Genomic DNA, 23,423 nt, shown 5'->3' with positions numbered 1-23,423 from the left:
AGAACGTCAATTGACGACTTGAGGTAGCGGTTCGTTGTGCGGGACCGGCACCACCGCAATCTTGTACGGATCGAAAATCCTCAGCATCTGGCCACTGTCGCGCAAGCCCTGCAACAACTTGCCGAAGGCTTCGCCGCTGATGGGGGCCGCCGGGCGCAGGATGGCGTAATGGTGATAGACCTGATCGATGCGATCGGACGCCAACAACTCCTTGGCGACATTCGGATTGCGCAAAAAATAGTCGTTCAGGTAAGAGCGCGTGACCAGGGCGATGTCGGCGCGACCGCGTAACACCATCAGCAGATTGCTGTCATGGGAATAGGTCAGCGTGGCGTTGTAGTTTTTTTGCAGGTACTGGGGCTCGGCATTGAAGTTGGCGAACTCGTAGTGATAACCGCTGAAGAGTGCCAGGCGCTTGCCGCTCAGGTCGGCAAAATAGCTTTGCTGCCGATCTGGCAGGCGTTGCGCGACAAAAATCTCGGCGTCTTCCAGCCCCATGTCGACGGCGGTATGGGGAATGTCTACCCAACCCCAGGCCGGATTTTCGAAGATGGCCATGTCGACCCGGCCCTGCTTCAAGTCACCGAAACGCCGTGGAATGGACGTGGGCACCAGGACAAACTGATAGTCACTTTGCGCTGCGTTCAGGGCCTCGACCAGTTGCGGCAGCAACCCGGTATCGGCCCCGGATTCCGGGCGCACGGTGTAGGGCGGAAAATGCGCGGCACCAATGCGCACCAGTTGCGCAGCCTGGGATGGCAGCATCGTTAACGCCGCAAGCGTCGCGAGCAAAAGCCGCGAAGCTGTCCGAATTGGCGACCCCCTCAAAACAAGCTCACTCCCCAATAAAACGGCATCAATGCCTTCAAGCTAGGCGTTTTCTACAAGTTAGCCAGTTTAATGCCGGGCAACACAACTTTATTGCCGGTCTTCCAGCACCAGAATCAACGCTTCATCGGCCAACTGATCAAGGCTCATGCTACCGCCGGCGCGAAACCAGGTGGTGGTCCATGACAATGCGCCGGTCAGGAAGCGGCGGGTAATGAACACATCGCCGCGGATAAACCCGGCGCTCTTGGCTTCGCCCAGTACTTGCAGCCAGATGTCTTCGTAGATTTCGCGCAGCGCCAGGACCTTGGCCTGGCCCTCTTCGGACAGCGAGCGCCATTCGTAGACCAGCACGGCCATGGCCTCACCGCTGCCACCCATGATCGACTGCAATTCGCAGCGGATCAGCGCCAGCACCCGTTCGCGCACATTGCCGGCCTCGGCGATGGCCGCACGCATCAACGCGGTGTTGTAGCGGATGGTTTCCTCCATCACCGCGCGCAGGATTTCGTCCTTGCTTTTGAAGTGATGGAAAATACTCCCGGACTGAATGCCCACGGCACCGGCCAGATCGCGCACGGTGGTGCGCTCGTAGCCTTTATTGCGGAACAGGTGGGCCGCCACTTGCAGCAGCTTGCCACGGGCGCTGTCCGGGTCGGTCAATTGGCCGTCGTCCACCAATTCACGCATGACCCGCAGGGCTTTTTGCTCGTCCACCCGTTCTCTCCTACAGTCGATCAATCAATAACGCCGATCACCCCGAAATCAACGGGGTTGCGCGGGCAATTTAAGCTCATGGATGCAACCAAGCAAGCGCTTGGCAGAAGATAACCCAGTCATTTACAAACCAAGCGCTTGCTTGGTAATGTCGACGCACTTGGGTTGGAGGTGGCTATGGAACGGACTGCGCCAAAATCAATTCGCATCGGTTGCGCCAGCGCCTTCTGGGGCGATACCTCGACCGCTGCCGCGCAACTCGTGGAACACGGGCATCTGGACTATCTGGTCTTCGACTACCTGGCCGAGATCACCCTGTCGATCATGGCCGGCGCACGGATGAAAGATCCCCAGGCCGGGTATGCGGGCGACTTCATCGAAGTGCTCGCGCCCTTGCTGCCGCAGCTCGCGCAGCACAACATCCGGGTCATCAGCAATGCCGGCGGGGTCAACCCCCAAGCCTGCGCCGCCGCCCTGCAAGCGGCCTGTGACAAGGCCGGGGTGGCGTTGAAAATCGCCGTGCTGCTGGGTGATGACTTGCAACCGCAATTCAAACAGCTGGGCAATCAAGGCATTCATGAAATGTTCAGCGGTGCGCCCCTGCCATCGAGATGCGTCTCGACCAATGCCTACCTCGGCGCACCCGGCATCGTCGAAGCCCTGCGTCTGGGCGCGGACATCGTGATCACCGGGCGCGTGGTCGACAGTGCGGTGGTCAGCGCTGCGCTGGTACATGAGTTCGGCTGGTCGTGGCACGACTACGACAAACTCGCCCAGGCCGCATTGGCCGGGCACATCATCGAATGCGGCGCCCAGTGCACGGGCGGCAACTTCACCGATTGGCGCGACGTGCCCGACTACGAACACATCGGTTTTCCCATCGTCGAAGTCAGCGCCGACAGCCAGTTCATCGTCAGCAAACCGCAAGGTACCGGTGGCCTGGTCACGCCGCTGACAGTGGGTGAACAGATGCTCTATGAAATCGGTGATCCGCGCGCATATCTGCTGCCCGACGTGGTGTGCGACTTCACTCAGGTCAAACTGCTGCAACAAGGCAAGAACGCGGTGCAGGTACACGGCGCCAAAGGCCTGCCGCCGACGGCTCAATACAAGGTCAGCGCCACGTACCCCGATGGTTTTCGCTGTACCGCCAGTTGCCTGATTGCCGGCATCGATGCCGTCGACAAGGCGCACCGAGTCAGCGCGGCGATCATCAACAAGACCTCGGAAATGTTCAGCCAGCGCGGCTGGGCGCCGTACAGCGAGGTGAATATCGAGTTGCTGGGCAGCGAGGCCACCTATGGCCCCCACGGCCAGCGGCAGGACAGCCGCGAAGTGGTGATCAAACTCGCCGTGCGCCATCCGGACAAGCAGGCCTTGATCCTGTTCTCCCGGGAGATTGCCCAGGCCGCCACCGGCATGGCGCCAGGGCTGACCGGCATTGTCGGTGGTCGGCCGACGGTGTATCCGCTGATCCGACTGTTCTCGTTCCTCATCGACAAAACCGCCTGCACGCTGGACATTGATTTCATGGGCCGGCGCCACCCCTGTGCCCTGCCCGCCCTCGATACGCTCGACCCGCTGGACCTGCCAGCCCCGTTCGCTGCACCGAAGCCGACTGGCCAGGCCGACGCCAGCGTGGCACTGGTCAAGCTGGCGGTCGCCCGCTCTGGCGACAAGGGCAACCACAGCAACATCGGCGTCATGGCCCGCGATCCCGAATTCCTGCCATGGATCGCCGAAGCCCTGACCCCGGAAGTGATCGTCGACTGGATGGGCCACGTCCTCGATCCCATCCACGGGCGGGTCGAACGCTGGTACTTGCCCGCCAGCCACAGCCTGAATTTCCTGCTGGAAAACGCCCTTGGCGGCGGCGGTGTCGCCAGCCTGCGAATCGACCCGCAGGGCAAAGCCTTCGCCCAGCAACTGCTGGAAATCCAGATCCCGGTGCCGCAGCGCATCGCCGACCAGTTCAACTAGAGGATTGTCGCCATGGCCTACGATTCGATTTTCAAAGCCGATTTGTTTGCCGGCCAAAACATCATCGTCACCGGTGGCGGCAGCGGCATCGGCCGCTGCACCGCCCACGAACTGGCGGCCCTCGGCGCCCATGTGCTGCTGGTCGGGCGCAAGGCCGACAAGCTCAAAACCGTTGCGGCAGAGATCGCCGAAGACGGTGGCAAGGCCGACTGGGCCGTTTGCGATATCCGCGAGGAGGAAGCGGTGACGCATCTGGTCAGCGAACTGATTCGCAAGCACGGTCCGATCCATGGCCTGGTCAACAATGCCGGCGGGCAGTACCCGTCGCCCTTGGCCTCGATCAATCAGAAGGGTTTCGAAACCGTGATGCGCACCAATCTGGTGGGCGGCTTCCTGATGGCCCGGGAAGTGTTCAACCAGTCCATGAGCCAGCACGGTGGCGCCATCGTCAACATGCTCGCCGACATGTGGGGCGGCATGCCCGGCATGGGCCACTCCGGCGCGGCACGTTCGGGTATGGACAACCTGACCAAGACCGCCGCGTACGAATGGGGTCATGCCGGCGTGCGGGTCAACGCCGTGGCGCCGGGTTGGGTTGCCTCCAGCGGCATGGACACCTACGAAGGCGCCTTCAAGGCCGTGATCCCGACCCTGCGCGAACACGTACCGCTCAAGCGCATCGGCACCGAATCGGAAGTCAGCGCGGCGATCGTTTTCCTGCTCAGCCCGGCAGCGGCGTTCGTCAGCGGCAGCACCCTGCGCATCGACGGCGCCGCCAGCCTCGGCGGGCGCGCCTGGCCGATCCACAAGGCAACCAACAGCGAGTCGTACAACGGTTTCCACCGCGCCTACATACCCGACGTGTTGAAGGACAAGGAATAACCCATGCCGGTGATTCAGTCGCAACTCGATCCCCACAGCGAGCCGTTCGCCCAGAACCGTAAGGCAATGCTGAGCGCCATCGAACAAGTCCGCGTGCTCGAACAGAACCTGCTGGACAAGGCCGCCGAAGCCAAGCCCAGGTTTGAAAAACGCGGTCAGTTATTGCCCCGCGAGCGCCTCAATCTGCTGCTCGACCCCGGCGCGCCGTTTCTCGAACTGGCGAGCCTGGCCGGCTACAAGCTGCACGACGACAAGGACGGCAGCTGCGCCGGTGGCGGCCTGATCGCCGGTATCGGCTATGTGTCTGGCGTGCGCGTGCTGGTGGTGGCGAACAACAGCGCAATCAGGGGCGGGACCATCTCCCCCAGCGGCTTGAAGAAATCCCTGCGCCTGCAGCAGATCGCCATGGAAAACAAACTGCCGGTGATCACCCTCGCCGAAAGCGGCGGCGCCAACCTCAATTACGCGGCGGAGATTTTCGTCGAAGGCGCGCGCAGCTTTGCCAATCAGGCGCGGATGTCGGCCATGGGTTTACCGCAGGTGACTGTGGTGCATGGCTCGGCCACGGCGGGAGGCGCCTATCAGCCGGGTTTGTCGGACTACGTGGTGGTGGTGCGCGGCAAGGCCAAACTGTTTCTCGCCGGGCCGCCCCTGCTCAAGGCCGCCACCGGCGAAGTCGCGACCGATGAAGAACTGGGTGGCGCCGAGATGCACGCACAAACTGCCGGCACCGCCGAATACCTGGCTGAAAACGACGCCGACGGAGTGCGACAGGTACGCGAGATCGTCAGCCTGCTGCCGTGGAACGAGCAGTTGCCCCAACCGCCCGAACGACGCTGGGAGGAGCCGCTGTACCCTATCGACGAACTGCTCGGCCTGATCCCGGATGACCCGAAAAAACCCTACGACGTACGCGAAATCATCGCCAGGATTGCCGACGCTTCGAACTTTCTTGAGTTCAAGGGCGAGTTCGATCAGCAGACCGTCTGCGGTCACCTGAAAATTCAGGGACGCGCCTGTGGCTTCATCGGCAACAACGGCCCGATCACGCCCAAGGGCGCGAGCAAGGCTGCGCAATTCATTCAGCTGTGCGACCAGAGCCAGACGCCGTTGCTGTTTTTCCACAACACCACCGGATTCATGGTCGGCACCGAATCCGAACAGCAGGGCGTGATCAAACACGGCGCGAAGATGATTCAAGCGGTGGCCAACGCCCGGGTGCCGAAGCTGACCATAGTCGTCGGCGGCTCCTACGGTGCCGGCAACTATGCAATGTGCGGACGCGGCCTCGACCCGCGCTTCATCTTCGCCTGGCCCAACAGCCGCACCGCCGTGATGGGCGGTGCGCAAGCGGGCAAGGTGCTGCGCATCGTCACCGAGGCCAAACAGGCCAAGGATGGCCTGGTGCCCGATCCGAAAATGCTCGACATGCTGGAACAAGTCACCGCGCAGAAACTCGACAGCCAGTCCACGGCGCTCTACGGCAGTGCCAATCTGTGGGACGACGGTTTGATCGACCCGCGCAATACCCGGACCTTGCTCGGTTACTTGCTGGACATTTGTCACGAGGCCCAGGTGCGGCCATTGCAAGCCAACAGTTTTGGCGTAGCCCGGCTCTAGACCGGCTCAAGGAGAACAATAAAAATGATCTTCACCCAGGAACACGAAGCACTGCGCCGCACCGTACGCCAATTCGTCGAGCACGAGATCAACCCGCATGTCGAGGAATGGGAAAAGGCCGGGCGCTTCCCCATCCACGACATCTTCCGCAAGGCTGGTGATCTCGGCTTGCTGGGGATATCCAAACCGGAAAAATTCGGCGGCATGGGGCTCGACTACAGCTATTCGATCGTCGCCGCCGAAGAATTCGGCACCATACATTGCGGCGGCATCCCGATGTCCATCGGCGTGCAGACCGACATGTGCACGCCGGCACTGGCCCGTTTCGGCTCCGATGAATTGCGCGAGGAATTCCTGCGCCCGGCCATCAGCGGCGAGCAGGTCGGCTGCATCGGTGTTTCCGAAGTCGGTGCCGGCTCTGACGTCGCCGGGTTGAAAACCACGGCGCGCAAGGACGGCGACGATTACGTGATCAACGGCAGCAAGATGTGGATCACCAACTCGCCGAGCGCCGACTTCATCTGCCTGCTGGCCAATACGTCGGACGACAAGCCGCACATCAACAAGTCGCTGATCATGGTGCCGATGAAGACGCCGGGCATCAGCTTGAGCTCGCACCTGGACAAGCTCGGCATGCGCAGTTCGGAAACCGCCCAGGTGTTTTTCGACAACGTGCGCGTACCGCAGCGCAACCGCATCGGCCATGAGGGCGCGGGGTTCATGATGCAGATGCTGCAGTTCCAGGAGGAGCGTCTGTTCGGCGCGGCCAACATGATCAAGGGCCTGGAATATTGCGTCGACAGCACCATCGAATACTGCAAGGAACGTAAAACCTTCGGCAATGCGCTGATCGACAATCAGGTCATCCACTTCCGTCTCGCAGAACTGCAAACCGAAATCGAATGCCTGCGGGCGCTGGTCTATCAGGCCACCGAGCAATACGTCAAAGGCCAGGACGTCACGCGCCTGGCCTCGATGGCCAAGCTCAAGGCCGGGCGGCTGGGCCGCGAAGTCAGCGACAGCTGCCTGCAATATTGGGGTGGCATGGGCTTCATGTGGGACAACCCGGTGGCCCGTGCTTACCGCGATGTGCGGCTGGTGTCGATTGGCGGCGGCGCCGACGAAATCATGCTGGGGATCATCTGCAAGTTGATGGGCATCCTGCCGGGGAAAAAGAAATGAACAACCTGCCGGTTTGCCAGACCTTGTTGCTGGAACTGCACAACGGCGTGTTGCACGTCACCCTCAACCGCCCGGAATGCCGCAATGCGATGAGCTTGCAGATGGTCGCCGAGTTGCGCGCGGTGCTGGCGACGGTACGCGATAAACCAGGGGTACGCGCACTGGTGATCGGTGGCGTCGGCGGGCACTTCTGTGCTGGCGGCGACATCAAGGACATGGCCAACGCCCGCGCTCAGGGCCCAACTGCGCATCGGGACCTGAACCGGGTGTTCGGCGCGCTGCTGCAAGAGGTGCAACACGCACCGCAAGTGGTGATCACGGTGCTGCAAGGCGCGGTACTCGGCGGAGGTCTCGGCCTGGCCTGCGTCAGCGATATCGCCCTGGCTGATCATCAGGCGCAATTCGGCCTGCCGGAAACCAGCCTGGGTCTGCTGCCCGCGCAAATCGCACCGTTCGTGGTTCAGCGCATCGGCCTGACCGAGACCCGGCGACTGGCCCTGACCGCGGCCCGGTTTGATGGCCACCAGGCACGGCGCATGGGGCTGGTGCATTTTGTCGAACATGATCCGCAGGCCCTGGCCGAGCGTCTCGATGAGGTGTTGGCCCATGTCTTGTGTTGTGCGCCAGGGGCGAATGCGGCGACCAAGAAACTCTTGCTGGCGAGTGCTGGTCAGCCGTCGGATGAGTTGCTTGATCAGGCTGCCGAATGGTTCAGCGAAGCGGTGACCGGGGCAGAAGGCGTCGAGGGAACGATGGCCTTCGTGCAAAAACGCAAACCGGGCTGGGCCTCCTGAAAAGCTTCGCTGGCAAGCCAGCTCCCACACTGGAATGCATTTCAAATGTGGGAGCGGGCTTGCTCGCGAAGAGGCCCGAACAAACACCGCAAAATCCAGAGAGCCAACCCATGCCCGGACTGAAAAAAATCCTCATCGCCAACCGCGGTGAAATCGCCTGTCGCATCCAGCGCACAGCCCAGGCGCTGGGCTATCGCACGGTTGCCGTGTTCAGCGATGCCGACGCCGATGCATTGCACGTGCAGATGGCCGACGAGGCAGTCAACATCGGTCCGGCCGCGGTGCAACAGTCTTACCTGAACATCCCGGCCATCCTCGACGCCGCCCGGCGTACGGGCGCGGATGCGATCCATCCGGGCTACGGTTTCCTCTCGGAAAACGCCGGGTTTGCCCGCGCCTGCCAGGATGCCGGCATCACCTTCATCGGCCCCAGCCCCGAGGCCATCGAACTGATGGGCAGCAAGCGCCTGTCGAAAATCGCCATGATCGAAGCCGGTGTGCCCTGCATCAAAGGCTATCAAGGCGCCGAACAGGACGACGCCACCCTGAGCCGCGAAGCCGCGCGCATCGGCTATCCGTTGATGATCAAGGCCAGCGCGGGTGGCGGTGGACGCGGCATGCGCCTGGTGCACGAAGCAGGCAACCTGCTGGAACAGATTCGCACTGCGCGCTCCGAAGCCCTGAACGGATTTGGCAGCGACGAACTGATTCTCGAACAGGCACTGATCGAACCCCGTCATGTCGAGATTCAGCTGTTCGGTGACCGGCATGGCAACCTGATTTACCTCGGCGAGCGCGATTGTTCGGTGCAGCGCCGGCACCAGAAAGTCATCGAGGAAGCGCCCTGCCCGGTGATGACGACTGAACTGCGGCAGGCCATGGGCGAAGCAGCGCTCAAGGCCGGCCTGGCGGTGCATTACGTCGGCGCGGGCACCGTGGAGTTTCTGCTGGATGCCCGCGGGCAGTTCTATTTCCTGGAGATGAACACCCGACTGCAAGTCGAGCACCCGGTGACCGAATTGATCACCGGGCTGGACCTGGTGGCCTGGCAACTCAACATCGCCGAAGGGCAACCGCTGCCCTTGCGCCAGGAGCAGGTGCAACTCACGGGTCACGCCATGGAAGTGCGCCTGTATGCCGAAGACCCGGCCCAGGGTTTCCTGCCGCAAACCGGTCGCGTCGTGGCCTGGGAACCGGGATTGCAGGACGGCGTGCGGATCGACCACGGCCTGATCGAAGGTCAGCTTATCAGTCCCTTCTACGACCCGATGCTCGGCAAGCTCATCGCCCACGGCGCCACCCGCGAGGAGGCCCGGCGCAAATTGCTGCGGGCGGTACAGGACAGCGTGCTGCTGGGGGTGAAAAGCAATCAGCGTTTGCTCGAAAGCCTCCTGGAGCACCCGCAGTTCGCCAGCGGTGACTTCAGTACCGGGTTCATCGCCCAGCACTTTGCCGACCATGCCTGCCTGAAGCCCCATGCTCCGGGCGCGCACCACCTGGCCATCGCAACCGCCCTCTTCTACCAGGCGTCGGCACAGGCTCATCCCGCCCCGCTGGGCGGTTGGCGCAACAATGCCAGTGTGCCCCTGCACTATCGCATCGGCCTTGAGGATCAGGACTGGGTGGTGACATTGCAGGCAATCCCGGGTGAACCATTGCGCATTCAGGTCGCCGAACGCTGCCTCGAGCTGAAGGTCCTCCACTGCGACGGGCGCCAGGCCACCCTCGAAATCGATGGCATCCGCCAGCGCCACGCCTATCGCCTGGAGGCAGGGCAACTCTGGCTGTTCAGCCGGCCAGGCAGCTTGCAGTTTTCCGACCGCACTCAGGCGCAGGTTTCCAGCCTGGCCAGTGTCAGTTCCGGCACCCTTAAGGCCCCGATGGACGGTGCGATTGTCGACGTCCTGGTCAATGAGGGCAGCCCGGTCACCAAGGGCCAGCTGCTGGTGGTACTGGAAGCGATGAAAATGGAGCACCCCTTGAAATCAGGCATCGACGGTGTCCTGAAACGCTTGCAGGTCAAAGTCGGGGATCAGGTGAAAAACCGGCAGATACTGTTGGAGGTCGAATAAGGCGCTAGGCGGAACCGCCGGGTTTGGCTACGCTCAAACCCTACAGGACGCGGATACCAGGAACCCTGCAATGCCTCATTGGCTGGTCATTGATCTGGAGGCCACCACCGATGAGGGTGGATGGCCCGTAACAGATATGGAAATCATTGAAATCGGCGCCACCCTGGTGGACCGCAAGGGACGCGAACTGGACCAATTCCAGCGCTTCGTCCGCCCCTTGCGGCGGCCGTTGCTGACGCCGTTTTGCCGCGAGCTGACGCACATCACCCAAGCCAACATCGATGCCGCGCAACCGCTGGGCGAAGTCTGGCCGGCGTTTGAACGCTGGCTCGGCCACCACCACACGCGACTTGAAGGCTGGGCCAGTTGGGGCGACTACGATCGCAAACAACTGCTTCAGGATTGGCAGCAAATGGGCCTCGCCAGTGTGCTGGCCAACGTGCCCCACATGAACCTCAAACAGCGCTTTGCCAAGGCCAGGCGCCTGGAACGCCCACTGGGGCTCAACGGCGCCCTGCAACTGGCCGGCCTGCAGTTCACCGGCCAGCAACACCGGGCGCTGGAAGATGCGCGCAATACCGCACGCCTGCTGCCACTGGTTCTTCCGCTTTAGACAGGTGACGACACCCGGGGCCTTGTGCATACTGGCCGGCCCTTTTTAGCCCTTTTCGAGGAATCGCCCATGTTTAAAGTCAACGAGTACTTCGACGGCACCGTCAAGTCGATCGCCTTTGGCACCGCAGAAGGTCCAGCGACCATCGGCGTCATGGCTCCGGGCGAATACGAATTCGGCACCAGCCAGCGTGAAATCATGCACGTGGTCAGCGGCGCATTGACCGTCAAACTGCCAGACAGCAGCGACTGGGAAACCTTCGCCGCCGGCAGCCAGTTCAACGTGCCGGCCAACAGCAAGTTCCAGCTGAAAGTCGCCGTCGACACCGCTTACCTGTGTGAATACCGCGGCTAAACCCCCAGGCTTTGCCGAAATAAAGGTCAGCGCAATAAAAATGCCCGTGTTTTTCGACACGGGCATTTTTTTTGTTCTGCGCAAAATTATTCGAGGATCTCCACCGGCATGCCGACTTCGAGTCGACCGTTGCCGTCGTTGACCAGGTTCTGGCCAAACATCGCGCCGTCCGCCTGCGAACGGTATTTCTGCAGGGTTGCCAGGGGTTCGCGGTCGTCGCTGCGCTCGCCGGTTTGCGGGTCGATGGTGGTCAGGATGCAGCGTGAGCAGGACTTGACCACGCGGAACTCGACATCGCCGATGCGGATACGCTTCCAGCCGTCCTCGGCGAAGGCTTCACTGCCTTCGATCACCAGGTTGGGCCGGAACCGCAGCATCTCCAGCGGACGCCCGACCCGTTTCGACAAGTCCTCGAGGGAGGCCTGCCCAATCAGCAACAGCGGATAGCCATCGGCGAACGCCACCTGGTCGTCATCCTTGCCGTAGCCCGCCTCCGTCATCCGCGCCCGATCCAGCGGCACTTGCACCAGACGTGTCGGTTTACCAATGAACTGGCTGACCCAGGCTCCGGCTGCATCGCCTGCATCGGGGACCCGCAAGGTATCGCGCCAGATCGTCACGCCACGCAGTTCTGCATCACGACCGGGCAAGGTTACGTCGATCGGCGAATGACCAGGCGCACTGAGGGTCAAGCCGCCTTCGGCATTCCACAACGCCGACAACTGGCTCATCTGCGCCACCGCACGCTGGGTCAGGAAACGACCGCTGGCTTCATCCACCAGCATCCAACGGCGATCGCCGTCCAGACCGAGTTTATCGAGACCGATCTGTTGCAGCGTCTCGCCCCTGGCGGACTTCAATGGATAACGATATAGCGCGCTCAGACGCAACATGGCCAGCTCCCTGTCAGGCAAAACGCCACACTATACGAGCTTGAAGATCGAATCAAAGACTGACAACCAAACACCACAAACCCTGTGGGAGCGGGCTTGCTCGCGAAGGCGGAGTGTCAGTCGATCACTATGCCAACTGTAACTCCGCTTTCGCGAGCAAGCCCGCTCCCACAGGTTGTGCAGGCCCCGCTCAGGCCGGTACTTCGTCAAGCATCAGGCGCTGACGTACCACGTCGACGAGTTTGTCCGGCTGGAATTTGGAGAGGAAATTGTCGCAGCCGACCTTTTTCACCATCGAATCGTTGAAGCTGCCGGACAAAGAGGTGTGCAGCACCACGTATAAGCCACGCAGACGCGGATCGTTGCGAATTTCGGTGGTCAGGCGATAGCCATCCATTTCCGGCATTTCCGCGTCGGTGAAGACCATCAGCAGTTTTTCGGTCATGTCCACGCCGGTGTCGGCCCAGGCCTTGAGCATGTTCAAAGCCTTCAATCCGTCGCTGGCGATGTGCATCTTCACGCCCAACTGTCCCAGGGTATCGCGCAATTGCGCCAAGGCCACGTTCGAGTCATCCACCAGCAGCACCTCACGGCCACGGGCGCGTTCCAGCACCGGATCTTCGAGCTTGTCACGGGAGACCTTGGCGTTGTACGGGACGATTTCGGCCAGGACCTTTTCGACGTCGATGATTTCCACCAGTTGATCATCGACCTTGCTGATGGCGGTCAGGTAATGCTGGCGACCGGCACTGCTCGGTGGCGGCAGGATGGCTTCCCAGTTCATGTTGACGATCCGGTCCACGCCACCGACCAGGAAGGCCTGAACCGAACGGTTGTATTCGGTGACGATAATCGTGCTGCCAGGCCCCGGCACCAGCGGGCGCATGCCAATGGCCTGGGACAGGTCGATCACCGGCAGGGTCTGGCCGCGCAGGTTGACCACGCCGCAGACAAAAGGATGGCGCTGCGGCATCAGCGTCAGCTTTGGCAGCTGCAGGACTTCCTGTACTTTAAAGACGTTGATCGCGAACAATTGCCGTCCGGCGAGCCGGAACATGAGAATTTCCAGGCGATTCTCACCCACCAGTTGCGTGCGTTGGTCTACCGTGTCGAGAATGCCGGCCATCAATGACTCCTGGTCTTGTTCGGATGAATTCACTTAGAGAAGGCTATCGGCTGTTTTCGCCGAAGCTTGACCCTCTCTAAAATGCCACGCACAGGCATTGATGTCACATTAACATCATGCTTTACTGGCGATGTGATTACATCTGCTGCACTTCTGCGCCGCGACCCAGGTTCTTGCGAAAGGTTCCGCTGCGTAAGGGATTCCCCTATCAACAATCAGGTGCAACCTGATATTCGCAATATCCAATAGCCATTAATGTGACGCCATTCTCATTGCATGAACGGAGTCAGGCTTTTGTGTGCGATCGCAAGCCAGTGGCCAACCACCCTCTCGGTTTCCCAGCCTGTCTCCGGGCCGGCCGCCGTTCGTTCACCCGACGACTCGGCAATGCCGGGGTTCCGAACGCCCTCGTCGACACACACGCTATCCCCTCATTTGACATGACGTTGTGGAGATAAGTATGCCGAACGACCGTAAAGAGTGGGCCCAGCGGCTCCCGGAGTTTCTCGTCGAGGCTGAAACACTCCTGGCCAAGACCGAGGAATGCCTGAGCCATCTGCAGTTGATCAGCAATGACAAAGACGCCATCGACTGCATGCTCAGCACGCTGCTCAAGCTGGCCAACAAGGCCGATGCCCTGGCGTTGGCGGCCGTGTCTGAGTTTTCGCTGCATATTCATGGATTGCTGAACCACGCACAGCACACCATGAGCCTGCACGACGAGGCACTGAGCGCCCTGAAAGACTGTCTGACCCTGATTGCCTGGCAACTCGAACTCATCGACCAGACCACCGGGCAGCTCAGCCTCGATGACAGCGAGCAGGTCACCCTTATCGAAGCCTTTGCCTTCCAGGTTGGGCAAAGCCGGTTTCAGCCACCGGTCAATTCCAGGCCGCTGACCCTCGTGCCCTATTCGGAACGACGGGCTTGAACTGATCCAACTATGCAGTATGGCGTGGTTTGGTTATCAGTACCGCACTGTTACTTGAGTGCGCATATGTCGCAAATGAATATTTCATAGCTATAAGCGACATTTTTAAAACAATCATTATTGTCCATCGACAATTGCGCACCCGCCTTGATCAGGTATTGCCTGGTATCAACAGCAACTCCCCGGGGCTATCGGCATTTTGCCGCGGCAACAGCCAACTTGCCCCATTATGGAAGCATCTTCTAAACGACTGGATTCCTGACTTTTCGGACATGTATACGGACGCGACCAACGGTATCTTAAGTGCTACTATGCCGCCTGTTAGTTGACGCCAATTAATGGCTGTGTGATCGCAGTCGAAATCGTCGGCGCTCCACATAAAAAACAGGGGCCTGTCAGCCAGCATGACCGGTCAGCCCGCAGCGAACATCCATTGGCTCCATCCGCTATGTACGCCAGCCTCAAGTCAATCGCCAAGTGGCCGCCCTCCCGGGAAAATGCCCGCAGATTCACGCTGTTGCTATGCGCCTGCTCGACCCTCGGCAGTTTGCTGGTCCATGGATTGTCCATTCCGCTGCCCCTGTCATTGCTGGTGCTCAACATTGCAGCGCTGACCAGTGTTGCCGTGCAGTACTGCCTCTCGCGCAAATCGATCAAATTCCAGCCTCAGGAGCTGGCCGACCGGCTGTTGCAGGTCCAGGAAAACGAGCGTCACCGACTGAGCCGCGAACTGCATGACGACATCGGTCAATTGCTGACCGCCGCAAAATTGCAAAGTGACTGGCTCAAACGCCGGATGCCCGAAGAGCTGCAGGGACAATGCACGGTCCTCTGCGACACGCTGGAAGAAACCCTGGCCAAAGTTCGTGACGTATCCGCCATTCTCAATCCCCGGCAGTTGACCAGCCTGGGGCTGGAAGCCAGTCTGCGGGCACACCTGCTCAAGACCCTGGCCAACACCCCGGTGCACTGGAGCCTGGAATGCCAGCAACGCCTGACCGGCATACCGGAGGAAATGGCCGTGGCGGCTTTTCGCATTACCCAGGAAGCGGTCACCAACATCCTGCGACATGCCCAGGCCAAAAACCTGCGGGTATGCCTGCAGCGCCAGACCCAAGGCCTGAGGTTACAGATCAGCGATGATGGTCAGGGCTTCGCACCCGCCACAGACCCAGGTCGCGAAGGGCAACGCGGTATGGCCGGGATGTCGGAACGGATCGATCACTTGGGCGGCACGTTGACCGTTATCAGCGAGCCGGGCAAAGGCACGCAAATCGAAGCTCTATTTCCCTGGGCGCCCCGTGCGCTCGAACGGGCCAGTTCGAATAAGGTTATGCATTGACTTGTAATTTACTACTGGTGGATGACCACTCGCTGATCAGGGCTGGCGTGCGCGCCCTGGTAATGGACCTGCCCGGCTACGCCGTCATCGGTGAGGCCAATGACGGCTCGCAGTTGCTCGAAATGGTCGGGCATCTGTCCCCGGATATTGTCCTGCTGGATATTTCGATGCGCCAGACCGGCGGCCTCGAAGCCTTGCAACAGCTCAAGCGGGTGCGCCCGCAGAGCAAGGTCCTGATCCTGTCGATGCACACCGACCCGGCGCTCATCATGCAGGCCCTGGAGTCCGGCGCCCACGGCTACCTGCTCAAGGACACCACGGCGACCGAACTCGAACACGCGCTGGACGCCCTGCGCAACAACGAGCGCTATCTGAGCCCAGCCATTGCCCACACAGTGATCACTCAGGCCCTGACCCGAAATCAGAAGCACCAGGCCGAACCTGCCGACTCGCACAACCTGACGGCACGCCAGCTGGAAATCCTGCGGTTGATCGTTCGCGGCAAATCCACCCGAGAGATCGCCAACGGCCTGGGGTTGAGTGTCAAGACCGTAGAAACCCACCGCTCGCAGATCATGAAGCGTTTGCAGATCTACGATGTGGCCGGTCTGGTGCTGTTCGCCGTGCGTGAACACATCATCAGCCTGGATGACTAGGCACTTCACTGGCCCCTAGCAGCGGCGAATCTTCAGGCAGATGCACGAGCAACGCCGCTGGACGCACCGAAAAACGCAGGTTGTCCCCTTCCAGCGGTTCACCATCCAGGTTGATGTACAGCCCTTCCGAAACCTTGATCTCGACCCAGGGCAGGCGCGCACGGACAAACATGTTGTCGATGCCAAAACCTTCGGTCAGCAGGTTTTTCAATGTACCGACCACCTCCTGCGGTGCCGGCAGGATACTGATGTCGAGCAAACCATCATCGACCAGGGCCTGTGGGCACAATTCCCGCCCACCACCGGCCTGCCGGCCGTTGCCGATACCCAGTGCCAGCAGATCGCCGCTCCAGTGGAAATCCGGTCCCTGCAACTCACCGTAGGCGGTATGCAGCTCATTGAAGCGTGACAGGCCGGTGAACAGGTACGCCGCACCGCCGAGGATTTTCTTCAAGTCCTCCGGGGTATTCGCCGTGACATGGCTGCCAAACCCACCGGTCGCCATGTTCAGGAATATCTGCCCGTCGACCTCCCCCAGATCAATGGCGGTCGGCGCGGTATCAAGCAACGCCATCGCCTGATCAGGCTGCAGGGGTACGCCCGCTGCACGCGCAAAATCGTTGGCGGTGCCCAGCGGCATCAGTACCAGGCTGGCTTTTTTCGAGTGCTCCGCCATGGCCTCGGCGATATCGCGCAAGGTGCCATCACCGCCACCGGCAATGATCTGTCGAAAACCAGCCGCCAACGCTTCGTCCACCAGCCTCTGCGCATCGCCGGCTTCCCAGGTCAATCGAACAGCCAGCTCCCAGCCTTGCTCACGCCGGCTTTCGACGGCGGCGCGAACCGCCTCGTTGAGTGCCTGTTTGCCATGCAGAATCAACAGTGCCTTGCGATCGCTCATTACTTCACTCCCCGATTTGGATGGCATCTGGGAGATGTTGACCGCGCAGGCGTCGTTAAAGGTCGCCAGAAAACCAATTATTTCCAGTCAGGCAACTTGAACCCCCACTGCGGGATTTTTCTTACAAAACATGAGGAATCTGCTCAATTGACCGGAAATCCGAATGGGTAGACCTTGGGGCTTCAGCAGGACACCACAGGGACGTGCCATGCAAGGCCGAAACCCTGAATCACCGGCCAGCGCAAAAGCCACGGGAGAAAATGATATGGAACCTCGCGTCACCGAGCTGGAAACACACATCAAGCACATACGCAGGGACCTGGACGAAATCCGCGGTGACGTCAAATCCATCAAGCACAGGCTCGCCTACTCCGCCTGCGGAACAGTCGTGATCCTCGGTCTCCTTGGCTGGATCGCCAATAGCCGTTTCGAGCAGGTCATTTCATTGTTCCTGGCACATTAAATGTGCCATCAAGCAAAAACCCGGTTCAATCAACCGGGCTCTTGCTTGGCTAATCCGCCGAAGCGGTCAGCTCAGGACTTCGCTCAACGGAATGAAGAAAACGCTATCGCCCTGAACCAGCGTGCGACCTTCCAGGACTTCTACCAGTCCATCAGCCCAGGCAGCGCTGCGCAGTACGCCGGAGCTCTGGTTTTTGTAGATCGTCGCCCTGCCGTTTTCCAGCCGTCCTCGCAAATACTCCCGCCGATTGCCAGGTTGGGGCCAGTCAAACCCTGCATGCACCTGCACCTTCAACGGCTCGACGTCCTTTACACCCTGACGACGCAGGAGATAGGGCCTGGTCAACAAGGCAAAGGTCACGAGGGTCGATGCCGGATTGCCCGGCAAGCCGATCACGGGTACACCGCGGAAATGCCCGAACGTCAGAGGTTTGCCGGGCTTGATGGCGAGTTTCCATAGCGTCAACTCGCCTTCTTCACGCAAGGCGATACCCAGAAAATCAGCTTCTCCCACCGATACGCCACCGGTCGAAAGAATCAGGTCGACATCTTTCAACTCACCCAATCGGGAACGAGTAGTTTGCAGATCGTCCGGGAGAATGCCCGCATCGACGACCTCACAGCCCAAGCGCTGCAACCAGCTGCACAGCAACACCCGGTTGCTGTTGTAGATCTGTCCCGGACCCAGCGGCTGGCCCGGTTCAATCAATTCGTCGCCAGTCGACAGCACCGCCACACGGACCTTACGAACGACCTCCAGCTCGGCGCAGCCCAATGAGGCAGCCAATCCTTGCTCGATCGGCCCCAGCCGCGTGCCTGCCGGCAGAATCAACTCGCCGACGGTTGTTTCCTGGCCTTGCGGGCGGATGTTCTGGCCCTGGCTCAAGGCTTGCGTAAAACGCACTCGCGCATCCGCCTGGACCTCGGCGTTTTCCTGCATCTCGACGCAATCGGCACCAGCGGGAACAGGCGCGCCGGTAAAAATGCGCGCACAGGTTCCTGGCTGCAACGGATCGGGAGCCTGGCCGGCAAACACCTTCTGGCTGACCACCAACGGCTCTCCCGTCCAGTCAGCCAGGCGCAAGGCATACCCGTCCATGGCACTGTTAGGCCAGGGCGGCAGATCAAGGGTCGACAGCAGGTCTTCAGCCAATACACGCCCCTGCACCTGCGCCAACGGCAAGCGTTCACGCTCGACAATCCTCGAGGCCTCGGCCATTTCCAGCAAGCGGGCCAACGCCTCCTCGACGGGCATCAGGCTGCCGGTCTTGCCCGGCTTACCCACGGGATTCACAAGGCGCTGCCTGTTTCAGGTGAGGCACGAAATTGCACGGGCGATGTCGCGAATCCAGCTGTTCGGCCAGAATGCCGTCCCAACCGGTGCGCACGGCATTGGTCGAACCCGGCAAGCAGCAAACCAGCGTGCCATTGGCCAGACCGGCCAACGTCCGGGACTGAACGGTCGAGGTGCCGATATCGGCAACCGAGATCTGGCGGAACAGCTCACCGAATCCATCGACCTGCTTGTCCAGCAGGCAGCTGACGGCTTCCGGTGTGCTGTCACGCCCGGTAAAACCGGTTCCGCCGGTGATCAACACCACCTGCACGACATCGTCGGCAATCCAGTTGGCGACTTGCGCACGAATTTTGTAGAGATCATCTTTGAGCAACACCCGGGCTGCCAGGTAATGACCGGCAGCGGTCAAGCGGTCGACAAAGAGCTGGCCCGAGGTGTCGGTGTCCAGCGTGCGGGTATCGCTGACTGTCAGCACTGCAATGTTCAGCGGTGCGAAAGGTACATCAGCCTTGGCTTTCATAGGCTCGTCCAGTTGTAGGAGAAACAGCCCGGTGTTATATCACAGCGCTCCGTTTTTTCGCCGCTCCCATGGAGACCTGCCATGACCATGAATTCACAATTGCCACCCTGCTCCATTCTGCTCCTGGCGGGCGGTCGCGGCCAACGCATGGGGGGGCGGGACAAAGGATTGCTGGACTGGCGCGGCGAACCGCTGATTGCTCACTTGCATCGCAAGACCCGCCCGCTGACCGATGACCTGATCATCTCCTGCAACCGCAACCTTGAGAAGTATGCGCCCTACGCCGACCAGTTGGTCCACGACGATGAGGGGGACTTCCCCGGCCCCCTGGCGGGAATTCGGGCGGGCCTGGAAGCTGCTCGCCATACTCATATGCTGGTCCTGCCCTGTGACGTTCCGGGCATTGATGCGGCGCTGATCGGCACCATGCGCGAGACCGCCAACCTGAATCCGGACAAGCCGCTGATGGTGCGGCACGATGACCACTGGGAGCCGTTGTTGTGTGTGATTCCAGTGCTGCACAAGGCAGCCTTTGAAAAGGCCTGGAACGAGGGTGAGCGCAGCCCGGGCCGGTTGATGCGCAAGCTCGGCGCGACCGCGCTGCAATGCCCAGACAAAGACCCTCGGCTGGCCAACCTCAACACGCCGGAACTATTAAGCGGTTATGTAAGCGGTCATGACACTGTGTCAGACTGACATTGATCAGGAACTTGCGTGGACGGTTCACGTCTCAAGTTCAGTAACCAAAGAATTCTTATTCGGAGACACACTCATGATGCAACGGACCCTCGCCACTTTCATGCTCGCACTGGGCCTCGCCACCCTCGCCGGTTGCGCGTCGCCTACGGTGATCACCTTGAATGACGGTCGCGAAATCCAGGCCGTCGACACGCCAGAGTTCGACAAGGATTCCGGCTTCTACGAATTCGAACAGCTCGATGGCAAACAGACCCGCATCAACAAAGATCAGGTGCGTACCGTCAAAGAGCTGTAACCGGGTGCCGCCGGATACAGAAAAGCCCGCTTGATGCGGGCTTTTTCATGCCTGAAGAACAGCACTTCAGGGGTGCCGCTCAGGATCACCATTGCAGGGTTATTTCACTCTCGAACTCACGCGACTGGCCTGTGACCGGGTCGATGAATTTCAGCCCCTGAGCCAGCAGTTTCAAAGGATTGGCGTAGTCATCCTGCGCATCCTTTAGCACCTCGGGGTAAAACGGGTCGTTGCAGATAGCGGCGCCCAACGCCGCCATGTGTACCCGCAGCTGATGTTTCTTGCCTGTCACCGGGTAAAGAGCATAGCGCCAGAGTTTCTCCTGCTTCTCCCTGACTTCGATCGCCGTCTCGGTGTTGCAGGCCCCAGGCCCTTCCTGCATGCGGAAGAACGGCTCGCCATCGACCAGCCGGCTTTTATGAACCCGCGGGAAAGCAAGTTCAGGCAATGCCGCTGCGATGGCCTCGTAACGCTTTTCGATCTGCCGGGTTGGAAACAACGACTGATAAGCCGAACGACTCTGCGGATTGGCGGAAAACAGTACCAGCCCTGCGGTATGCCGGTCGATGCGATGCAATGGCACCAGATGCGGATTGTCCAGGCGACGGATCAAGCGCCTGAGCAGCGTCTGTTCGACGTATTCGCCAGCCGGCGTCACCGGCAGAAAGTGCGGTTTGTCGGCCACCACCAGATGCTCGTCCGCGTACAGAATCGACTCGATCACCGGGATCGGCTTTTCATCCGGCACTTCGCGAAAATAATGAATCCGCAAACCTTCCCGGTAGGCCAGATCGAGAGCAATCGGCTTGCCCTGTCCATCGAGGACCCGGCCACGGGCGATTCTGTCCAGCCATTGTTCACGACCGATGGCGCTGAAATGCTCGCACAGGCAATCGACAACGGTCTGCCACGGACCAGGTGGCAAGTACAGCGTACTGGCCTGGCTGTGTGCCGCGGAAAAAGAAGAAGTGGACATACGAAAGCTCTAACCTCAGTGCAGGGCGGCATTATCCAACAGCATGGGGATTGAACCTAGGGGGCGCTCCCAATTAGTTTTCCCGGCGTGAAAACCAATTGAGAACGCCCCCTGAGATCCTCAAGCCGGGATCTGCCTGCGCGCCGCCGCCTCGGTGTATTCCTTGAGCCAGCGCAATACATCGACCGCCTCCCAGCGAGCGGGGTCATAGAGGGCGTACAACAACCCCTGATAACCCACGACATCGAGTTGCCGGTGATACCCCGCGCGTTGAAACAAGGCTTCGATTTCTGCGAAACAGGTATTGAAATGCGTTTTGTTGAAGGGTGTCTTGCCCTCGGTCACCAGTCCATCCAGACGCAACTCAAGAACGGCTTCACTCACGACGTCTGCAGACATCCGGTTCACGCTGTTCTTCAACTGTTCGACATTGACCACGATTCACCCCTCTCACGCCCAGGCTTGTCTGCTCGCTGCCGAAAATCAGCAACGGCAATGCAGGCACCACGAATAACTGTATGCGCATACAGTATCCGATCAGTACCGGATAAGCCAAGGGGATCAATCGCAAAGTTCGACAGGCGGGAAGTAACATCGGCGCAAAAGCCACTTAACGCAAGAACGCCACCACCTCATCGGCACTGAACGGCCAGCCCAGCTCAGCGCCGGTGTCGACCCGCCGCAACACCGGAATACGCAGGCTGTAGGCGGCGAACCAGGTTTCATCGTCGGCGATATCCACCAGTTCCACCAGCAGACCGCGCTCGACAAACTCCATCAACATGGCTTCGGCTACTTCACAGAGATGGCATCCAAGGGTGCCGAACAGCTGACATTCGGGAAGCATGAGCGCTCAACCAGAAAATGAAGTGACCATTCTAGGCCTGCTCCGAAAAACCGTCGAGCCATTGAGTCTCCTGCCTGATGCCACCGACGATGATGAGACCTGTGTCAGTCCTGGCTCACGGCGCCGATCTTGTGGATCGACAGGTCCGCGCCGTAATACTCCTGCTCCTGACTCAGGCGCAATCCATGCAGAGCCTTGATCACGCCATACACGGCAAACCCGCCGGCCAGTGCCACAGTGACGCCCAGTGCCGTGCCGATCAACTGGCTGATCAGGCTGACCCCACCCAGCCCGCCCAAAGCGCTCTGGCCGAAAATGCCGCAGGCAATACCACCCCACACGCCGCACAAGCCGTGCAGCGGCCAGACACCCAGTACATCGTCGATGCGCCATTTGACCTGAGCGGCGGTAAAGCACCAGACGAACAACGCCCCCGCGACGGCGCCGGTCACCAGCGCCCCTACCGGGTGCATCAGGTCGGAACCGGCGCAGATCGCCACCAGTCCTGCCAACGGGCCGTTGTGCAGAAAGCCGGGGTCGTTGCGCCCGACGATCAGCGCCGCCACCGTACCGCCCACCATGGCCATCAATGAGTTCACCGCCACCAGTCCACTGACACCTTGCAGGGTTTGCGCGCTCATGACGTTGAAGCCGAACCAGCCAACAATCAGGATCCACGAGCCCAACGCCAGAAACGGGATGCTCGAAGGCGCGAACGCGACCAGCCGACCTTCGCGATAGCGGCCATTACGCGGCCCGAGCAACAGCACCGCCGCCAGTGCCAGCCAACCGCCCATGGCATGCACCACCACCGAACCTGCGAAATCATGGAAACCGGCGCCAAAGCGTTCCAGCAGCCAGGCTTGCAAACCCAGGTTGCCATTCCAGACCATGCCTTCGAAGAACGGATAGATGAACGCGACAATCAACGCGGTTGCACACAGCTGCGGGACAAACCGGGCGCGCTCAGCGATGCCTCCGGAAATGATCGCGGGAATCGCCGCGGCAAAGGTCAGCAGGAAGAAAAACTTCACCAGTCCATAACCATGGTCGGCATTGAGCACGGCCGCCGGTTGCATGAACGTCACGCCATAAGAAATCCAATAGCCTATAAAGAAGTAGGCCAGTGTCGATACGGCGAAGTCGCTGAGGATTTTCGACAAGGCATTGACCTGGTTTTTCTGTCGCACGGTTCCGACTTCGAGAAAGGCAAAACCGGCGTGCATGGCCAGGACCATGACCGCACCGATCAGAATGAACAGCGTGTTGGAGCTATGGACCAGGGTGTCCACGGCGCTTTGCAGATTTTCCATGGGATGGGCAGACCTTATGGCAGAAAAAAGCACCAAAGCAGTTCGCGATCACCACCCATGCACCAAGTTGCAGCTTCGAAGCATCAGAGGACTGATCTCGTTGAACCGCCTTGGTGCACAGGC

The 23,423-nt window shown here is 60.4% G+C and carries 25 protein-coding genes; 14 read left to right on the top strand and 11 right to left on the bottom strand.

Translation table 11 applies throughout. The features are described from left to right. Positions 1–6 precede the first annotated feature (6 nt). Positions 7–765, bottom strand: a complete 759-nt coding sequence (locus KW841_RS21940; protein ID WP_218479717.1) for an ABC transporter substrate-binding protein — start codon at positions 763–765, stop codon at positions 7–9. A 153-nt stretch (positions 766–918) separates the two neighbouring features. Then, positions 919–1,545, bottom strand: coding sequence for a TetR/AcrR family transcriptional regulator (locus KW841_RS21935; RefSeq protein ID WP_007973446.1), 627 nt, complete (start codon positions 1,543–1,545; stop codon positions 919–921). A 177-nt stretch (positions 1,546–1,722) separates the two neighbouring features. Here KW841_RS21935 and KW841_RS21930 point away from each other — a divergent pair, with 177 nt between their 5' ends. The 8 genes from KW841_RS21930 to KW841_RS21895 all read left to right on the top strand — a co-directional run bounded on the left by KW841_RS21930 (position 1,723) and on the right by KW841_RS21895 (position 11,042). Then, a complete protein-coding gene (locus KW841_RS21930) occupies positions 1,723–3,525 on the top strand; it encodes an acyclic terpene utilization AtuA family protein (protein ID WP_218479716.1) in 1,803 nt (600 codons plus the stop codon). A gap of 12 nt (positions 3,526–3,537) precedes the next feature. Continuing rightward, positions 3,538–4,407, top strand: coding sequence for an SDR family oxidoreductase (locus KW841_RS21925; protein WP_007973449.1), 870 nt, complete (start codon positions 3,538–3,540; stop codon positions 4,405–4,407). 3 nt (positions 4,408–4,410) lie between these two features. Further along, positions 4,411–6,027 carry a geranyl-CoA carboxylase subunit beta gene (gene atuC, locus KW841_RS21920; protein ID WP_218479715.1) on the top strand — a complete coding sequence of 539 codons (1,617 nt, stop codon included), beginning with the start codon at positions 4,411–4,413 and terminating at the stop codon, positions 6,025–6,027. Positions 6,028–6,051: 24 nt separating this feature from the next. Continuing rightward, positions 6,052–7,209, top strand: a complete 1,158-nt coding sequence (atuD, locus tag KW841_RS21915) for a citronellyl-CoA dehydrogenase (RefSeq protein WP_007973453.1) — start codon at positions 6,052–6,054, stop codon at positions 7,207–7,209. Then, positions 7,206–8,003 (top strand): enoyl-CoA hydratase/isomerase family protein, encoded by a 798-nt coding sequence (locus KW841_RS21910; RefSeq protein ID WP_218479714.1) that lies wholly within the window; start codon positions 7,206–7,208, stop codon positions 8,001–8,003. The genes atuD and KW841_RS21910 overlap by 4 nt, the downstream gene beginning before the upstream one ends. A gap of 110 nt (positions 8,004–8,113) precedes the next feature. Further along, positions 8,114–10,075: an acetyl/propionyl/methylcrotonyl-CoA carboxylase subunit alpha gene (locus KW841_RS21905; RefSeq protein ID WP_218479713.1), complete on the top strand. Its 1,962-nt coding sequence runs from the start codon at positions 8,114–8,116 to the stop codon at positions 10,073–10,075. 70 nt (positions 10,076–10,145) lie between these two features. Further along, a complete protein-coding gene (locus KW841_RS21900; RefSeq protein WP_102700829.1) occupies positions 10,146–10,688 on the top strand; it encodes an exonuclease domain-containing protein in 543 nt (180 codons plus the stop codon). 69 nt (positions 10,689–10,757) lie between these two features. Continuing rightward, positions 10,758–11,042 carry a pyrimidine/purine nucleoside phosphorylase gene (locus tag KW841_RS21895; RefSeq protein WP_007940055.1) on the top strand — a complete coding sequence of 95 codons (285 nt, stop codon included), beginning with the start codon at positions 10,758–10,760 and terminating at the stop codon, positions 11,040–11,042. 86 nt (positions 11,043–11,128) lie between these two features. On the opposite strand, the gene KW841_RS21890 is transcribed toward KW841_RS21895, so the two are convergent. Together KW841_RS21890 and KW841_RS21885 are read right to left on the bottom strand one after the other, a co-directional pair. Next, a complete protein-coding gene (locus tag KW841_RS21890; RefSeq protein ID WP_218479712.1) occupies positions 11,129–11,935 on the bottom strand; it encodes an MOSC domain-containing protein in 807 nt (268 codons plus the stop codon). 190 nt (positions 11,936–12,125) lie between these two features. Continuing rightward, positions 12,126–13,061 carry a chemotaxis protein CheV gene (locus KW841_RS21885; RefSeq protein WP_007973464.1) on the bottom strand — a complete coding sequence of 312 codons (936 nt, stop codon included), beginning with the start codon at positions 13,059–13,061 and terminating at the stop codon, positions 12,126–12,128. 460 nt (positions 13,062–13,521) lie between these two features. On the opposite strand from KW841_RS21885, the gene KW841_RS21880 reads away from it, so the two are divergent. The 3 genes from KW841_RS21880 to KW841_RS21870 all read left to right on the top strand — a co-directional run bounded on the left by KW841_RS21880 (position 13,522) and on the right by KW841_RS21870 (position 15,990). Beyond that, complete coding sequence (locus tag KW841_RS21880) at positions 13,522–13,992, top strand: hypothetical protein (RefSeq protein ID WP_116580094.1); 471 nt, start codon at positions 13,522–13,524, stop codon at positions 13,990–13,992. Between the two features lie 448 nt (positions 13,993–14,440). Further along, a complete protein-coding gene (locus tag KW841_RS21875) occupies positions 14,441–15,334 on the top strand; it encodes a sensor histidine kinase (RefSeq protein WP_218479751.1) in 894 nt (297 codons plus the stop codon). Continuing rightward, positions 15,331–15,990 carry a response regulator transcription factor gene (locus KW841_RS21870; protein ID WP_033047726.1) on the top strand — a complete coding sequence of 220 codons (660 nt, stop codon included), beginning with the start codon at positions 15,331–15,333 and terminating at the stop codon, positions 15,988–15,990. Before KW841_RS21875 ends, KW841_RS21870 begins: the two co-directional genes overlap by 4 nt. Here the strand turns inward: KW841_RS21870 and yegS are convergent. After that, positions 15,974–16,891 (bottom strand): lipid kinase YegS, encoded by a 918-nt coding sequence (gene yegS / locus KW841_RS21865; protein WP_218479711.1) that lies wholly within the window; start codon positions 16,889–16,891, stop codon positions 15,974–15,976. The two genes, KW841_RS21870 and yegS, sit on opposite strands and share 17 nt — an antisense overlap. Before the next feature lie 208 nt (positions 16,892–17,099). Between yegS and KW841_RS21860 the strand changes: the two genes are divergently transcribed. Then, positions 17,100–17,354 carry a hypothetical protein gene (locus KW841_RS21860; RefSeq protein WP_256357901.1) on the top strand — a complete coding sequence of 85 codons (255 nt, stop codon included), beginning with the start codon at positions 17,100–17,102 and terminating at the stop codon, positions 17,352–17,354. 66 nt (positions 17,355–17,420) lie between these two features. On the opposite strand, the gene glp is transcribed toward KW841_RS21860, so the two are convergent. Both glp and moaB read right to left on the bottom strand, forming a co-directional pair. Then, positions 17,421–18,608 (bottom strand): gephyrin-like molybdotransferase Glp, encoded by a 1,188-nt coding sequence (glp, locus tag KW841_RS21855; protein ID WP_218479749.1) that lies wholly within the window; start codon positions 18,606–18,608, stop codon positions 17,421–17,423. 22 nt (positions 18,609–18,630) lie between these two features. Next, complete coding sequence (gene moaB / locus KW841_RS21850; protein ID WP_007973474.1) at positions 18,631–19,170, bottom strand: molybdenum cofactor biosynthesis protein B; 540 nt, start codon at positions 19,168–19,170, stop codon at positions 18,631–18,633. Between the two features lie 81 nt (positions 19,171–19,251). On the opposite strand from moaB, the gene mobA reads away from it, so the two are divergent. Further along, positions 19,252–19,866 (top strand): molybdenum cofactor guanylyltransferase MobA, encoded by a 615-nt coding sequence (mobA, locus tag KW841_RS21845; protein ID WP_102700821.1) that lies wholly within the window; start codon positions 19,252–19,254, stop codon positions 19,864–19,866. A gap of 76 nt (positions 19,867–19,942) precedes the next feature. Beyond that, positions 19,943–20,164: a YgdI/YgdR family lipoprotein gene (locus KW841_RS21840; RefSeq protein WP_007973479.1), complete on the top strand. Its 222-nt coding sequence runs from the start codon at positions 19,943–19,945 to the stop codon at positions 20,162–20,164. An 85-nt stretch (positions 20,165–20,249) separates the two neighbouring features. Here KW841_RS21840 and KW841_RS21835 read toward each other — a convergent pair whose 3' ends face one another. From KW841_RS21835 to KW841_RS21820, 4 genes are all read right to left on the bottom strand, one after another. After that, on the bottom strand, positions 20,250–21,140 hold the full coding sequence (locus tag KW841_RS21835; RefSeq protein WP_218479710.1) for a pseudouridine synthase: 891 nt from the start codon (positions 21,138–21,140) through the stop codon (positions 20,250–20,252). Positions 21,141–21,260: 120 nt separating this feature from the next. After that, positions 21,261–21,578, bottom strand: coding sequence for a transcriptional regulator (locus tag KW841_RS21830; protein WP_116580087.1), 318 nt, complete (start codon positions 21,576–21,578; stop codon positions 21,261–21,263). Between the two features lie 172 nt (positions 21,579–21,750). Further along, positions 21,751–21,987 (bottom strand): glutaredoxin family protein, encoded by a 237-nt coding sequence (locus KW841_RS21825; protein ID WP_007973483.1) that lies wholly within the window; start codon positions 21,985–21,987, stop codon positions 21,751–21,753. Between the two features lie 104 nt (positions 21,988–22,091). Then, positions 22,092–23,300 carry an ammonium transporter gene (locus tag KW841_RS21820; RefSeq protein ID WP_007973484.1) on the bottom strand — a complete coding sequence of 403 codons (1,209 nt, stop codon included), beginning with the start codon at positions 23,298–23,300 and terminating at the stop codon, positions 22,092–22,094. Between the last annotated feature and the right edge of the window lie 123 nt (positions 23,301–23,423).

It is taken from the genome of Pseudomonas sp. PDM28 (assembly GCF_019219115.1).
GTDB classification, from domain to species: Bacteria; Pseudomonadota; Gammaproteobacteria; order Pseudomonadales; family Pseudomonadaceae; genus Aquipseudomonas; species Aquipseudomonas laurylsulfatiphila.
This window is presented reverse-complemented; position numbering and strand designations above follow the sequence as displayed.